The following is a 14,268-nucleotide window of genomic DNA, read 5'->3' as shown; positions in this document are numbered from 1 at the left end:
ACCGTTTTGAACATCGCGCGCGCCAAAGCGGAAGACGCCGCTGCCCTGATGGCGTTCATCGATACGCATTGGCGTAAGGGTCACGTCCTCGCGACCCACAAGTCGCTTCTCGACTGGCAGCACTACTGCCCGGAAACCGACGACTACAATTTCCTTCTGGCCCGCAACAGTTCGGGCCGGATCGAAGGCGTGCTCGGTTTCATTCCGACGACCCGCTATGACGGCGCGCTTGCGTCGAACGCTGTGGCCTGGCTTTCCCTCTGGAAGGTGGTCGACGATGCGCAAAGCCCGATCGTCGGCCTTCTTCTGTTGCGGGCGCTTGAAGCACAGGGGAACTGGCAGGCTGTCGGAACGCTCGGTGTGACCGAGGTCGCCGAGAAGATCTATCGCATGCTCGGCTGGCGGACCGGCACGCTCAGCCACTATTATCTGTGCAATCCGGACCTTTCGCACTTCGCCATCGCCGTTAAGCCACAGGTCGCAGCGCGCCTGCCCGTGCAGCGTCTGCTGACGGAGAAGAGCCCTGCGGACGACTGGATGCCGCCACGTCCTCTTGCTGTGAAGTCGGGCGCCTATCTGCGCCGCCGTTTCGGCGAACACCCGTTCTACACGTACCGCCTGTTTATGGCCGGCGACGATCTCTGCGTCGTGATGCGGATGGTGGAAGCCAACGGCACGCGGGTGATGCGCATCGTCGATCTGGTGGGAGATGTCTCGCTCCTGCCCGAGATCACCGGCGCCTTGCAGGACCTGGTCGTTCGGGAGGGGTGCGAATATATCGATCTCACCGTCGCCGGCGGGGACCAGGCGGATCTGCTTGCCGCTGGCTGGCAAAAGCGCGACGGGGAAACGATCATACCCGGCTACTTCGAGCCGTTCGAAGCCCGCAATGTTGATGTCGGCTATGCTCTCAAGAGCGATGCACCGTTCCTCCTCCTTCGTGGAGATGCCGACCAGGAACGCCCGAACAGGATACAAGCATGCTAGGCGTCATGTATCACTACGTTCGCAAGAGCGAACCCGACCTTCCGTCCTTCCGCTATCTTCATGCGGACGATTTCGCCCGGCAGCTCGACTTTTTCCAGGAGCGCTACGGCTTCGTCGACCGTGAAGCCTTCCACCGCGCGGTTCGGACGGGCGAGCCGGCCAAGGGCGTTATCCTGACCTTCGATGATGGGCTGCTGGATCACTACAACTATGTCTATCCCATCCTGAAGGAACGCGGCCTTTGGGGGCTGTTCTATGTGCCTTCCGGACCCTACCGCCGCGGCGCACTGCTTGACGTACACCGTGTGCACATGCTGCTCGGTCATCTCGGCGGGGATGCTCTTCTCGAAAAGCTGCACGAGCGGATCGAACCCGGCATGCTCATCGAGGGAAGCGAAAAATTCGGCTCGACGACCTATTTGAGCCAGCAGAACGACCAGGCGACGACCCACGCCAAGCAGCTCATCAATTATTACGTGAGGCCGTCCTTCAAAGAGGCGCTTCTGGCGGATCTTATGGAGAGCGTCTTCGGCAGCGAACCCGATCTCGCCGCCCGATTCTACCTCACACGCGAGCACATCCGCGAGATGGCAGATGGCGGGATGGGTATCGGAAGCCATGGGCAGAGCCACACCCTGCTCAGCCATCTCGATGCCGCCGCCCAGCGGGAAGAGATCACCGAATCTTTCGGCTTTCTTCGCTCGCTCTGCGGCGAGGCGACGGAAAACAGCTTCTGCTATCCCTATGGCGGGGACCAGGCCTTCAACCGTGACACGGTGGACATTCTGAGAGATCTTGGTGTGTCATGTGCGTTCAGCGTCGAGCCCCGATCCATTGACGCGGCCGATCTCAACGAAAAATATCGGCTGCCGCGGTACGATTGCAACATGTTCGAGCACGGCACAGCCAGCCTGGGATGAGCCCGAACTTCTGATATCTGGCGCGGCCGGGTGAGCGCCGGCGATTTAGGAACGATCGATGAACTATGCGGCACTCATTCCGGCGCGTGGTGGCAGCAAAGGCCTGCCGCGCAAGAACATCATCGATCTGGCCGGAAAGCCGTTGATTGCCTACAGCATTGAGGCAGCACTCGGTTGCGCGGCGGTAGGCGGCGTCTACGTGACCACCGATGACGCTGAAATCGCCTCCGTCTCGGTCCAGCACGGCGCGCAGCATATCGCCCGCCCCGCCGCTCTGGCGACCGACAGCGCCTCGACCTTCGTGGCGATCGAACACGCAATTGCCGTCTTGGCCGAACAAGGACAAAAGCCGGCGCATATCGTGCTGCTGCAGCCAACATCGCCCTTGCGCGACGCCCGCCATCTGGCAGAAGCCATCGCCGCCTACGAGGCGGCAGACGCGCCGGCGCTGATCAGCGTGTGCGAGGAAGAGCACCATCCTTACAAGAATTTTCGCGTGGACGGCAGCGGCAGGCTCGAACCGCTCTTCGACGCCGCCTCCCTCTCGAAGCCGCGCCAGGAACTGCCGAAAATCTATCGCCAGAACGGTGCGATCTATATCATCCGCACCGAGACGCTTTTGCGCGAGAAGAGCTTTTATGTCGCTGGCTGTGTTCCATATGTGATGAGTGCTGCCGCGTCCGTGGACGTCGATACCATCGAGGATCTGCACCGTTGTGAGGAGATGCTAGAGGCATCCAAGAAATCAACCGGGTAACGCCAGCACCCTCTTTGAGAAGAAGGGTTATATGTGTCGGCTCGTCTAGAGCATTTCCAGCCGAAGCGGCATCGCTTCGGCGTCGGATAATGCGGGAAAAACAAGAATCTAAAGCAATTCCGGTGAACCAGATTTCACCGGAATTGCTTTAGTAAGGTGCCTTGCCGAGCGTGAGAACGTATTCTTTGCTCGCATCTTCAAGTTTCGCAAGAAAGCGATCCGTATCGTCCAGCATGTGATACAGGTCGAACGTATAGTCGGGATGGTTCTGCAAACCTGAAAAATAGGCGTAGTCCCGTGGCGGTAACGGACGCACAACCCCTTCGAACACCTCAATTTCCTGGCCTTCCAGGAGCTTATGCCAGAACGGCGCGATAATGGAATGCGTCCGCACTGGCAGGGGCAGGAGACGGGCGTTGACACGGCCTTTCATACGCTGCGCCAAAGCCGCTTCGCCCCCTCTGCTGTACTCTGGATAGAGCAATGTCAGAGAAACATTGTCGGATTGCGCCAACCGGGAACTATCGCCATAGCGCGCAAGCGCAGAGGCGTACCTACCGGGGTTTTCCCAAATATTCAGAAGAGAACCGGGAAGAAACCTGTTGAGTTGGTGCTCATCGTAAAACGCCTTATCCAGAGTGGTATAGGCAGAGAATGCAAAGACGTTGAATTTTACCTTCGGAAAGCGCTTGGCGAGTTCATCTGAGAATATAAACGCGCCGGTGCAGGATTTGCTCGTTCCGATCATGTTTACGACAGTGAGGTCGTGCTTTCGGATATGCCGGTTCAGATATTCCGTATTTTCCTTGACGTGATCGAGATACCAATCCCCCTTCATTTGTATGTTGTTTCGCTGGAAGCCGCGAAACATATATTTGGCAAACCCCAGGAGGAGGGTCACTTCGGGCGCGTCATTGATCCGGTTGAAGAGGATTTCCGGCGGGGACTCGAATTTCGTCGGCTCGACAGGCTTGCGCGTGCTTTTGGCCATTTGTTTGCGCAGCTGGTCGATTTGCTTTTGGGATGCATCCGAATCCGGTCGCAGGCGCTTATGTTCTTCAAAGCGCGCCAAGGCCTCCTGCCAAAGGCTCTGGTCCCGATAGATGATACCCAATTGGAAATGCGAAGCTGCATGGCGGTCGTCTAACGAAAGCGCGTGCAGGTGCGTAGACATGGCCACGTCGAGCTTGCCTTGCAGACGCTGAGCCGTGCCCAATTTCTCGTAGCGAAGGGCGTTGGGCGAAGGAGAGTGAGCGGCGGCAGAGGCAAAACAATCCTCCGCCTGCGCATAGGCTTTGCGGTCGAGCAGGCTGAGGCCCCGGTAATAGTGGGCGGCGTGATTGTTTTCGCAGGCAAGAACGGCGTCGTCGAAGCATGTTTCCGCTTCGGCCTTCCTGCCCATTCGGTAGTAGGCCAGGCCGAGGGCATGATGAACGGCCGACAGCTTGTAGGTGCCCGCCACGGGAGCCAGCGCGGCGATGACGGCGTCGTCTTTCTTGTGGATGTAGTAGTTTTCAACTGCGGAGTTGATGATGGATTTGTCCAGAAAGGACAAGTCATAGGGCTCCCATTGAAAGGAGGATGCGCCCGAAATGTGTTCGTAGAAACGATCGAGGCGCCCCTCATTCTTCATAGGGGCAAGCACATCGTGCATGCAGCCCTTCAGGGGCCGATGGGAAACGCCCTCGATATCCAGCGCAGGAAGCGCCTGGTAGAGATCCACGATCTCCTCGGCTCCGTACCAGATTTCCACCTCGGTCCGAGCATGCCGCGTGGCGACGGTTTCATAGAGATCCGCATACTTTACCGGCATTTTCGGGGCGTAGGGCAGCTTTGGGTGCAAGCGGAACTGCGGCGCGAAGGCCAGGATTTTCCCCACGCTCAGCCGGCAGCCGAACAGCAGGGCAGCATAGGCCCCCATGAAGCCACCGGCCATCACGATATTTTCCGGCGCGAAGGGGCTTGCATAGCGTCGCAGGACGTCTGCCAGCTGATCGGCATTTCCCGATAACCCGGCGATCGGGCCGTTGTACCAGGAACGCTTGGGATCTCTCAGGACCAGCTTGTTCATCGTGCTGTGCGCGAACAAGCCGGCATCTGCTTTCGGTGTGCCCGCGTCGCCAAAATAGATCAGAAGGCGATCACTTTCGGGGTTGGCCTCGAAGTGCAGAACATCCGGCTTAGCCTGCATGAATCAGCTCAGACGCTCGAGCATGTCCGCCTTGTTCGCCTGCGTAATGGCCCACAAGCGTTCTCTTTGTTCCTGAATATGGGCGCGCAACCGGTCTTCGTGGGCCATGAAATAATTCAGCCGATCGATCATGCTGGCAACGGTTTCCTGTCCCTGCGCGTTCGACCACGGCACCGCCGCGCTGAAGGCCGCATGCTGGAAGTACTCGATCCCCATCGGCCGGCGGATTTCGTTCGGCGACAGAAAAACGGTGGGGGTATTGAAGGCCATGAAGGGTAGGAAGGAGTGCAGGCGCGTTCCGAACGCAAAGCGATAGCCGTTGAAGCGCGCCGGCAGGCTTTCATAGTCCATCCACACGTCCTGGAACTTCTTGTTGTGTTCGGACGATGCGCCAAAACCTTCAGCGGCAACGATCTTCAGGACGCTTTCGTCATGCGTGGTGCCGTCGCACAGTTCCAGGACATAGGGATTGATGTCCATCGGGTGGTTGTCGAGGAAGTGGACCTTGAGGCCTTGGGCGTTCGCATATTCCTTGAAGCGCTTGAGCGGATGATTGGCGACGGTCTCTTTCGTCAGCGCCGTGTTTAGCGGAAAGTTTATGGCGATGCGATCGCTGGTTTCCGGCTTGATGTCGAAGAGACGGTCGAGGAAGACCGACGGACAGGGCTGGAAGACGAACTTGTCGCTGTCCTCGCTGGCGCAAAGCGACGAAAGGCGCAGAATATCGCGCGAGCCGCGCAGGTAGAGGCGCTTGGCAAGGTGGGCCAGCTTTGCGATGTTCTGTTCGCTGACGCTTGAGAACGGCTTTGCATTCTTGTGCGCGTCGAAGGGCGTGTTGGTGCCCGTGCCGAAGCAGAAGATCTTCTTGCCAGCTTTCTGCCAAGCATTCAGGGTCTTTGCATTCAAGTGCCGGATAACCAATTCGTCCGGTGCTGTCTCGGACCGGTAGGCGCCGGAGAGAAGGCCGCCGGGGCCGATCACGACGTTGCCGGTCGGGCAACCCAGCTTGTCCGCGCGGATGTGGCGGTACTTCGTGTCCAGGCTATCCTTGAACAGGGCATTGAAGGTCTGATGAATGAGAACGTCGCCGGCATTGGAGCACGGGCCGTATACCAGCAAGTCGACTGCAGTTTTTTCTGTCATAGTTTCACCAATGAGCGCAGCACCGCTGCTGTATCCGTTACGCAAATTGCTTCGCTGCCCGCGGAGGGACGGCGTTCGAGCGTCGCCAGGATCGCGGCGCATTCTACGCTTGTGTAAGCGCTGTGCACGAGACCTTCTTCGATCATCTCTTCATAGTTTTCCACACCGGTAACATCCCACACGATACTGGGGACACCGAAATAGTCCGCCTCCAGCACGACGGTCGACCCGGCCGTCATATGGACGTCTACGAGCGGAAGCAGGTGGCTGAGCACGACATTGTCGACTTCCGGCGAGATGACCACATTGTTGCCCGCAAGCGCCCCGCTTGCCTTGGGCGAACGGCCCTTCGGGTGTTTGCGCAGCAGCCAGAGATAGTCTGAAGGGCTTTGGGCGATTGTGGCCGACAGAATTTCCGGCACGGCATTCTGGTGCTGGAGTGTCACCAGAATCACTTTCTTGTAGTCTGCGAACTTGGCCTTGAGTGCGTCGCTGACGGGCGTGCCGAGATCCTTTTGCCTGTCCATCCAGGGAAAGCCGCCGATGATCGGCTGATGTTTCGCACCGGGTATCGTTTTCGACAGATGGTCGAAGTCGCGTTTTCCCCAGACGCAGAAATAGTCCGGGAGCATTTTGTACCCTTCCGGAGGCATTTCATCCCACCACTTGTAGAGCGGGCCCCAGCCCGTCTGCGTGCCGTGCTGCAGGTCGACGCTCTTGATTCCGAGATCGGCAGCCGCATGGCTCAGGGCAAGGTGGAACTCAAACCCCATGAAGAAAACGCATTTTGGGCGCATCCGCGTGAGAATCTGGTGGTAGATGTCGTATTGATGGAAATACCATTCCACGATCTCGCGCACATCGTTGTCGCGAAACCGGATTGCCGGAAACGTGGCTTGCAGCATTCCGACGAAGTTTGACGGCGCATCGAGCAATTGCATGTGCCCGATGCTGCGCAGTTGGGGCGGCAGCAGGTAGATCGGGGGGTGGACACGATTGGTTTCCAACGGGCCACGGCTCTTGAGCAGCTCGATCTTCTGTGCCGTTCCAACCGTGCACGCCGCTTCGAAAACGGGGTCCGTGATACGGTTGTAAATGCCTTCCGGTCCCGAAAATTGCTCAACGCCTCGCTGGTTGACGAAAAACAGGAAGTCGAGTGGGCTATCGATCGCCAGTTCCTCGATGGAGATGGCGCCGCACCGCTCGCGGTATTCCTTTTCCCATCCCGGCGGCAGCATGGGCTTCTGCGGATTGATCTTGCTGTCCCGCTCCTCATAGACTGCCCGCAGGGTGCGCCAGAGCTCGAATCGGAAAACCGGCCAGATTTTTTCCCCACGATAGAGGATTTGGTTTACGGGGAACTGGAGAGGGAAGTTGAGCAGTTGCTGACGCAACGCAACGATATCAGGAGGAGTGTCCGCTCCCTTTCCACTCGTCTTGCGCCAGCGCCGAACGTACTTCTTAACCGCGGATGGAATAAGAAATCCCATTTTCTTCAATGGATTAGCGCCTTTTTATCGCCATTTGTCGGCTTCTCTTTTAGGCAAGCCGTTCGATCAAGGCAAGCGCAGATTGATAAAGGCGGCTCGAGCCGCTCGATGTCCTTGTTTGCAGTCGTTTGCTGCAAGACCGGCTCGCGGCAGTTGTATGCTTGTGCTGGGGGATTGACTTCGGAGGGCGAAATGCGATCAGTCACCAGAATCCGCCGTCCGACGGCGCAAACGTCTACCTTTGAAAATGTCCAGAAAACCGAAAATCCTATTCGTTATCTCTTATGACGCCTATGCGGATATCGCCGCCAGGCTCGCTCCCGTATTTTTATCAAAGGGGGCCAGCGTCCAGTATCTGTTCCTGGAAAGGGATTCGGGGCGAGACATTGTCGTCAATGGCACTCTCACAAAAGCGCTGCGCAAGACCGGAGGGTTCTCCTATGCGTCTGACGGCAATCTTGCGGCATCCGTAAGGGCCGCCGCTTGTGATGTGGTGTTTTTTTGCTGTTCCGGACGCCGAATCTGGAATGTGACGCGGGAATTCGAACAGTCAGGTGGCGATAGGCCGCTCTTCGTCAGCTGTTTTGCCGGCGTTACGCTCTACCGGCAGGATGTCGGGTTTTCCCATCGGGTTGCAAGCGACATTGTCTTGTTCAATTCGAAGAACAACGTGAGGGACTACAAGAAGTTTTGCAAAAAGCACGGGGCGAGCGACGAAAACGCTTTCCTTCTCGGGTTTCCGTCTCTGATGGGCGTTCAGCCGCGTGCAGAGGTAAGCCCTTCGCTGCGCACGATTCTCTTCATCGACCAGAACGTTGTGCCTTACAGCAAGGGGGACAGGACGGCCCTGTCCCGATTTTTGGTTGACTATGCACTCGCCTGGCCTGACAGGGAGCTCATCGTGCAGTGCCGGGACCACAGCGGGCATAATTCTGCGCATCCCCCGAAATACCAACTGCCGAAACTTCTTCTGTCCTCAAGCCCCGGCGGAGTGCTGCCCAGGAACTTGGTGGTGAAATACGACGCGCCGCAGGAGGCTTTGGGCAGATGCGATCTGTGCCTGGGCTTTGCGAGCACGCTTTTGATAAACGCCGTCAGCCGAAAGATCCCGACGGCGATCATCGCTGATTTCGGTTGGAAGGCCTCGTTTGGCAACCTCCTGTTTCAGGGCAGCGGATTGGAGGCGACATTTGACGGCATACGCAACGATGTCCTGCCGACCGGCCCGGATCCGGAGTGGCTGGACGCGAACATCAACAAGCCCGAAGCCGCACTTGACGATCTGTTCGAAATTTTCGTCAACGCCGCTGCCTATAAGCGCAGGCCGATCTTGAATGCGTGCTTTGCCGAAAAATACTGGAGCGGCTACAACATAAAGAGGCGTGTCCGGTTTTTCCTGAGAAAGGTACGAAACCTGTTTGTGGGTGGGTGAAGACGCCCTGCTGTCCGGCAGAGTGTGCCTAGACGACCACGAAGACATGTAGATAGGACGAAAGCCGGCAAGGAGGACGCGCGGTGACGGCAGGCAATTTTTCGCAAGGAACGTTTGTCGGGCGCGTCTGGCGGCCGGATGTACAGGGGCCGGCGGTCGTGGTTTTGCGCGACGGCAAGCTCTGCGACATCACCTCAAAGACCATACCCACCATCCGCGATCTTCTGGAGAACGATGATCCCGCGGCGGTCGCGCGCTCTGCGTCTTGCGAACCCCTGGATACTTTGGATGCCGCGCTCGAAGCTTCCGTCGAAGGCGCGGGCGACTTTTCGCGGCTTCATCTTCTGGCCCCCTGCGATCTCCAGGCTGTGAAGGCTTGTGGCGTCACCTTTGCGCGGTCGATGATCGAGCGGGTGATCGAGGAGAAGGCGGCGGGCAATCCGGCTGTGGCGGAGAAGGTGCGTGGCCGTGTCACGGCTATCATCGGCGACAGCCTGCGCGACCTCAAGGCGGGCTCGGAAGCGGCGGCCAAGGTCAAGGCGGCGCTGATCGAGGAAGGCGTCTGGTCCCAATATCTGGAAGTCGGCATCGGGCCGGATGCCGAGGTGTTTACCAAGGCGCCGGTGCTCGCCTCGGTCGGATGGGGTGCGTCGGTCGGCCTGCATCCGATTTCGAAGTGGAACAACCCGGAGCCGGAAATCGTGCTGGCCGTCGACAGCAAGGGCCGCGTCAAGGGCGCGACACTCGGCAATGACGTTAACCTGCGCGATGTCGAGGGCCGCTCGGCGCTCCTGCTCGGCAAGGCGAAGGACAACAATGCCTCCTCCGCCATCGGTCCGTTCATTCGCCTGTTCGACGAGACCTATTCGATCGATGACGTGCGCAAGGCCGATCTCGACCTCTCGATCGAAGGGGAGGACGGCTTCCTGCTGAAGGGCCGCAGCACGATGCGTGAAATCAGCCGCGACCCGCTCGATCTCGTCTCCCAGACGATCGGCAAACATCATCAGTATCCCGACGGCTTCATGCTGTTCATGGGCACGCTCTTTGCACCAGTCGAGGACCGCGATGCGCCGGGACAGGGCTTTACCCACAAGACCGGCGACCGGGTCACCATCTCGAATACCGAGCTGGGGGCGCTGGTCAACACGGTACGTCTCTCTACCGAATGCCCGCCCTGGACCTTCGGTATCGCCGCGCTGATGCGCAATCTTTCTTCCCGCGGGCTTTTCTAGGCGATGGGCGAGAGCGGTATGGACGAGACGAGCCGCAAGATCCTGCGGCTTTTGCAGAGCGAACCGGAGCTGACGGTCGCCCAGATCGGCGAGCGCGTGGGCCTCAGCCATACGCCGTGCTGGCGGCGCATCAAGGAGATGGAGCGGCTCGGCATCATCCGTGGCCGCATCGTCGCGGTCGACCCGAAGCTCGTCGGCTTCGAGGTCTCGGTCTTCTGCTTCGTGCGGCTAAAGCAGCATGACGAAGTGACGCTGCTCGAATTCGAGAAGGCGGTGAAGAACATGCCGGAAGTCGTGCAGTGCTACTCGATGACCGGCGAGCACGACTATGTGCTGCGCGTGCTGACCAGCAGCGTGCGCCAGTACGAAGAGATTTTGAAGAAGGCCCTGCTGCGCTTGCCGGGCGTCGGTTTCGTCAATTCGAGCTTCGCGCTCGATGAGCTGAAGAACACCCACCGCGTGCCGATCTAAGGCTCAGTAGGATGGCTTTGCGTCCACAGGCCCGCTTTGCGGACGCCATCCCTAAATCGTGATGCTGCAAGGGGAAAATAAGGACCCACTCCTCCCAATCCCGGCGTAGGCTCCTAGATATGGAGGATGGCTTTCGTGGAGGATGGCCATCGAGGAGGAAGTCATGCTGAAGCAGAGCTTTTCTCTCGAGGACAAGTATACGGCGGAGGAGGGAAGGGTCTTCCTTTCCGGCATCCAGGCACTCGTGCGCCTGCCCATCGTTCAGATGCGGCGCGACCGTGCCGCGGGGCTGAACACTGCTGCATTCATCTCGGGTTATCGTGGGTCGCCGCTCGGCAATTACGACCAGCAACTGGCGAAAGCCGGCAAACATCTGGCGGCGCACGACATCGTGTTCCGGCCGGGGGTGAACGAGGATCTGGCGGCCGCCGCCGTCTGGGGCACGCAGCAGCTTCATCTGTCACCCGGTGCCCGCAAAGACGGCGTCGCCGGCTATTGGTACGGCAAGGGGCCGGGTGTCGATCGCTGTGGCGACGTCTTCAAACACGCCAATGCCGCCGGTACCTCGAAACAGGGCGGCGTGCTCTGTTTTGCGGGCGACGATCACTCGGCAAAGTCGTCGTCCATCCCGCACCAGTCCGACCATGCCTTCATGTCGGCGCTGATGCCGGTGCTTTATCCGTCATCGATCCACGAATTCGTCGAATACGGTCTGCTTGGCACTGCCATGTCGCGCTATTCCGGTTGCTGGGTCGGCATGAAGTTCATCTCCGATACGGTCGAGACGACCGCCTCCATCGATCTTGCCGGCGAGCGCCGGCAGTTCGTCCTGCCCGAGAATTTCGAGTTGCCGCCGGGTGGCCTCAGCCTGCGCTGGCCGGATCCGCCGCTGCCGCAGGACGAGCGGCTACAAACCTACAAGGGTTATGCGGCCATCGCGTTTGCTCGCGCCAACCGGGTCGACGAGGTGACGCACGATGTACCGAAGGCGCGCTTCGGCATCATCGCCTCGGGGAAAGCCTATGAGGACGTGCTTCAGGCGCTGAAGGAGCTTTCCCTCGGCCCGGCGGAAATGGCCGAGATCGGCATGCGCATCTACAAGGTCCGCATGCCCTGGCCACTGGAGCCGGAAGGCGTCCGCGAGTTTTCGCAAGGGCTGGAAGAGGTACTCGTGGTGGAGGAGCGCCGCGAGATCATCGAAAACCAGATCAAGCAGCAGCTCTTCAACTGGCATCACGGCGAACGGCCCCGCATCATCGGCAAGTTTGACCATGAGGACCATCCCTTTCTGCCCCTGTCGCAGGCGCTGACGGTCGGCGTGGTCGCCCGCGCCATCGCCGCCCGCCTGCTGCACCTGGAGTTCGATGCCGGCCTGAAGACGGTGATCGCCGACGAGCTCGCTTACCTGCTGGAGCGCGAAAAGATCCGCAAGGCGCATGCCGCGCCCATCGAGCGCGTGCCCTATTTCTGCTCCGGCTGTCCGCACAACACCTCCACCAAAGTGCCGGAGGGAAGCCGTGCGGCGGCGGGCATCGGCTGCCACTACATGGTGCAGTGGATGGACCGTGAGACGACAACCTTCACGCATATGGGTGCCGAGGGCGTGCCGTGGTCCGGCATCGCGCCCTTCACCGACGAAAAACACATGTTCGTCAATCTCGGCGACGGCACCTATTACCATTCCGGCATTCTTGCCTTGCGCCAGTCGGTCGCCGCTCGTGTCAATATTACGTACAAGCTGCTCTATAACGACGCGGTCGCAATGACCGGTGGGCAGGCTGTCGATGGGCCACTTAGCCCCGAGGCGGTGACGCGCCAATTGCATGACGAGGGCGTCGCACCGATCTATCTCGTCTCCGACCATCCTGAAGCCTATTCGCCCTCCATGCTCGCGCCGGGTGTCATCATTCGCCACCGTGACGAGATGGACCGGGTGATGCGTGACATCCGGGACGTGACTGGCTGCTCGGCCATCGTCTATGTGCAGACCTGCGCTGCCGAAAAGCGTCGCCGCCGCTCGCGTGGCCTGATGGAGGATCCGCCGGTCCGCCTGATGATCAACCCCGCCGTTTGCGAAGGCTGCGGCGACTGTTCGACCCAGTCGAACTGCGTCTCCGTCGAGCCGCTCGATACGGAACTCGGCCGCAAGCGCAAGATCAACCAGTCGACCTGCAACAAGGACTATTCCTGCCTCAAGGGTTTTTGCCCCTCCTTCGTGACGGTGGAGGGCGGGCGGCTGCGCAAGACGGCACGCTCGAACCCGGACCTCACAGGCATCCACGAACCGGAGATCGCCCAGATCGGCGACCGCTCCTACAACATCGCCATCGCCGGCATCGGCGGCACGGGCATCCTCACGATCAGCGCCATCCTCGGCATGGCCGCTCATCTCGACGGCAAGTCGCCGATGATCCTCGACATGGCAGGCCTTGCCCAGAAGGGTGGCGCGGTGATGAGCCACCTGCGCATCGGCCTTTCCGACCAGGACGTGTCGTCGCCCCGCATCATCACGGGCGGCGCGGACCTCCTGATCGCCGCCGACGACGTGGTGGCCTCCTCCAAGGATGCCGTGACGCTCTGCGATCATCACCGCACGACGGGCGTGGTCAACACCAGGCTGACGCCGGTCGCCGATTTCGTGCGCAAGCGGGACTTCGACTTCCGCCGACGAGACGTCGAGGGCACGGTACGTGCCGCATTGCGGGAGCCTTCTCACCTGCTCGATTTCACCACGGTCGCCGAAAAGGTTGCCGGCAACGCGATGGCGACGAATATCCTGATGACCGGTTTTGCCTGGCAGAAGGGACTGATCCCGCTCACCCGCCAGGCGATCGAACAGGCCATCGTGCTGAACGGGGTGGCGGTCGACGCCACGCTCTCCGCCTTCGGCTGGGGCCGGCTGATTGCCGCCGATCCCGCCCGCGCCGAGCGCCTGCTGGAGCCGGACAAGCGGACCGCGACACTGGAGACCATGGCGACGGCAGACCTCATCACCCATCGCATGATACACCTGACGGCCTACCAGAATTCCGCCCTCGCCAACCGCTACAAGGCGCTTGTGGATCGCGTACGGGATGCCGAAAAGGCGATTGGCCCGGACGACCGGCTGACGCGCGGGGTTGCGCATGTCTACGCCCAGCTTCTCGCCTACAAGGACGAGTACGAGGTGGCGCGGCTCTTCAGCGATCCGGCCTTCAAGGCGGGGCTTTCGGAGCAGTTCGAGGGTAACTACCGCATCGTCTTCAACCTCGCGCCGCCGTTCCTCCAGGGCGAGGACGCGAACGGCCGGCCGCGCAAACGCCGTTTCGGCCGCTGGATGGTGCCGGCCTTCGGCGTGCTCGCAAGCCTCAAGGGCCTGCGCGGCACGGCCTTCGACCCGTTCGGCCGCACCATCGAGCGCCGCATGGAGCGCCAGCTCATCACCGACTACGCGGCGCTGGTCGAGCATGTGCTGAAAAACCTCTGTCGTGAAAACCTCGACGCGGCCGTTGCGCTTGCCGCGCTTTACGGCGAGATTCGCGGCTACGGGCCGGTGAAGGAGGACGCGGCGAAGCGGGTGAAGGCGCGCGAAGCGGAAATGCGTGTGGCCTTTGATATGGCAGGACGGGAAAAGGCAGTCGCATAGGACTGCAAGGGGAGGAC

At 60.1% G+C, this 14,268-nt stretch carries 10 protein-coding genes; 7 read left to right on the top strand and 3 right to left on the bottom strand.

Annotated features, from left to right (window positions below; translation table 11 throughout):
* The first annotated feature begins 6 nt into the window (after positions 1-6).
* From ACT6VE_RS24370 to ACT6VE_RS24360, 3 genes are read left to right on the top strand one after another with little or no spacing between them, the layout of a single operon-like run.
* On the top strand, positions 7-987 hold the full coding sequence (locus ACT6VE_RS24370; protein ID WP_444800941.1) for a hypothetical protein: 981 nt from the start codon (positions 7-9) through the stop codon (positions 985-987).
* Positions 981-1,907, top strand: coding sequence for a polysaccharide deacetylase family protein (locus tag ACT6VE_RS24365; RefSeq protein ID WP_444800940.1), 927 nt, complete (start codon positions 981-983; stop codon positions 1,905-1,907). Before ACT6VE_RS24370 ends, ACT6VE_RS24365 begins: the two co-directional genes overlap by 7 nt.
* 58 nt (positions 1,908-1,965) lie before the next feature.
* Positions 1,966-2,664: an acylneuraminate cytidylyltransferase family protein gene (locus tag ACT6VE_RS24360; RefSeq protein WP_444800939.1), complete on the top strand. Its 699-nt coding sequence runs from the start codon at positions 1,966-1,968 to the stop codon at positions 2,662-2,664.
* Between the two features lie 148 nt (positions 2,665-2,812).
* Here ACT6VE_RS24360 and ACT6VE_RS24355 read toward each other — a convergent pair whose 3' ends face one another.
* Genes ACT6VE_RS24355 through ACT6VE_RS24345 form a run of 3 tightly spaced genes read right to left on the bottom strand, consistent with a single transcriptional unit; the run spans position 2,813 to position 7,497 of the window.
* Complete coding sequence (locus tag ACT6VE_RS24355) at positions 2,813-4,855, bottom strand: tetratricopeptide repeat protein (RefSeq protein ID WP_444800938.1); 2,043 nt, start codon at positions 4,853-4,855, stop codon at positions 2,813-2,815.
* A 3-nt stretch (positions 4,856-4,858) separates the two neighbouring features.
* On the bottom strand, positions 4,859-5,998 hold the full coding sequence (locus tag ACT6VE_RS24350) for a polysaccharide pyruvyl transferase family protein (RefSeq protein ID WP_444800937.1): 1,140 nt from the start codon (positions 5,996-5,998) through the stop codon (positions 4,859-4,861).
* A complete protein-coding gene (locus ACT6VE_RS24345; protein WP_444800936.1) occupies positions 5,995-7,497 on the bottom strand; it encodes a hypothetical protein in 1,503 nt (500 codons plus the stop codon). Before ACT6VE_RS24345 ends, ACT6VE_RS24350 begins: the two co-directional genes overlap by 4 nt.
* Positions 7,498-7,735: 238 nt before the next feature.
* On the opposite strand from ACT6VE_RS24345, the gene ACT6VE_RS24340 reads away from it, so the two are divergent.
* The 4 genes from ACT6VE_RS24340 to ACT6VE_RS24325 all read left to right on the top strand — a co-directional run bounded on the left by ACT6VE_RS24340 (position 7,736) and on the right by ACT6VE_RS24325 (position 14,251).
* Complete coding sequence (locus ACT6VE_RS24340; protein ID WP_444800935.1) at positions 7,736-8,920, top strand: DUF6716 putative glycosyltransferase; 1,185 nt, start codon at positions 7,736-7,738, stop codon at positions 8,918-8,920.
* 83 nt (positions 8,921-9,003) lie between these two features.
* The gene (locus ACT6VE_RS24335; RefSeq protein WP_444800934.1) at positions 9,004-10,155 is read left to right on the top strand and encodes a fumarylacetoacetate hydrolase family protein; all 1,152 of its coding nucleotides are present in this window, start codon (positions 9,004-9,006) and stop codon (positions 10,153-10,155) included.
* Between the two features lie 18 nt (positions 10,156-10,173).
* Positions 10,174-10,626 (top strand): Lrp/AsnC family transcriptional regulator, encoded by a 453-nt coding sequence (locus tag ACT6VE_RS24330; RefSeq protein ID WP_444800933.1) that lies wholly within the window; start codon positions 10,174-10,176, stop codon positions 10,624-10,626.
* A gap of 163 nt (positions 10,627-10,789) precedes the next feature.
* Entirely contained in the window at positions 10,790-14,251 is a 3,462-nt protein-coding gene (locus tag ACT6VE_RS24325) for an indolepyruvate ferredoxin oxidoreductase family protein (protein ID WP_444800932.1), read from the top strand.
* Positions 14,252-14,268 lie beyond the last annotated feature (17 nt).

Source organism: Shinella sp. (assembly GCF_052438155.1).
GTDB lineage: Bacteria > Pseudomonadota > Alphaproteobacteria > Rhizobiales > Rhizobiaceae > Shinella.
The sequence above is the reverse complement of the archived record's forward strand: the minus strand, read 5'-3'. Positions and strand labels throughout refer to the sequence as shown.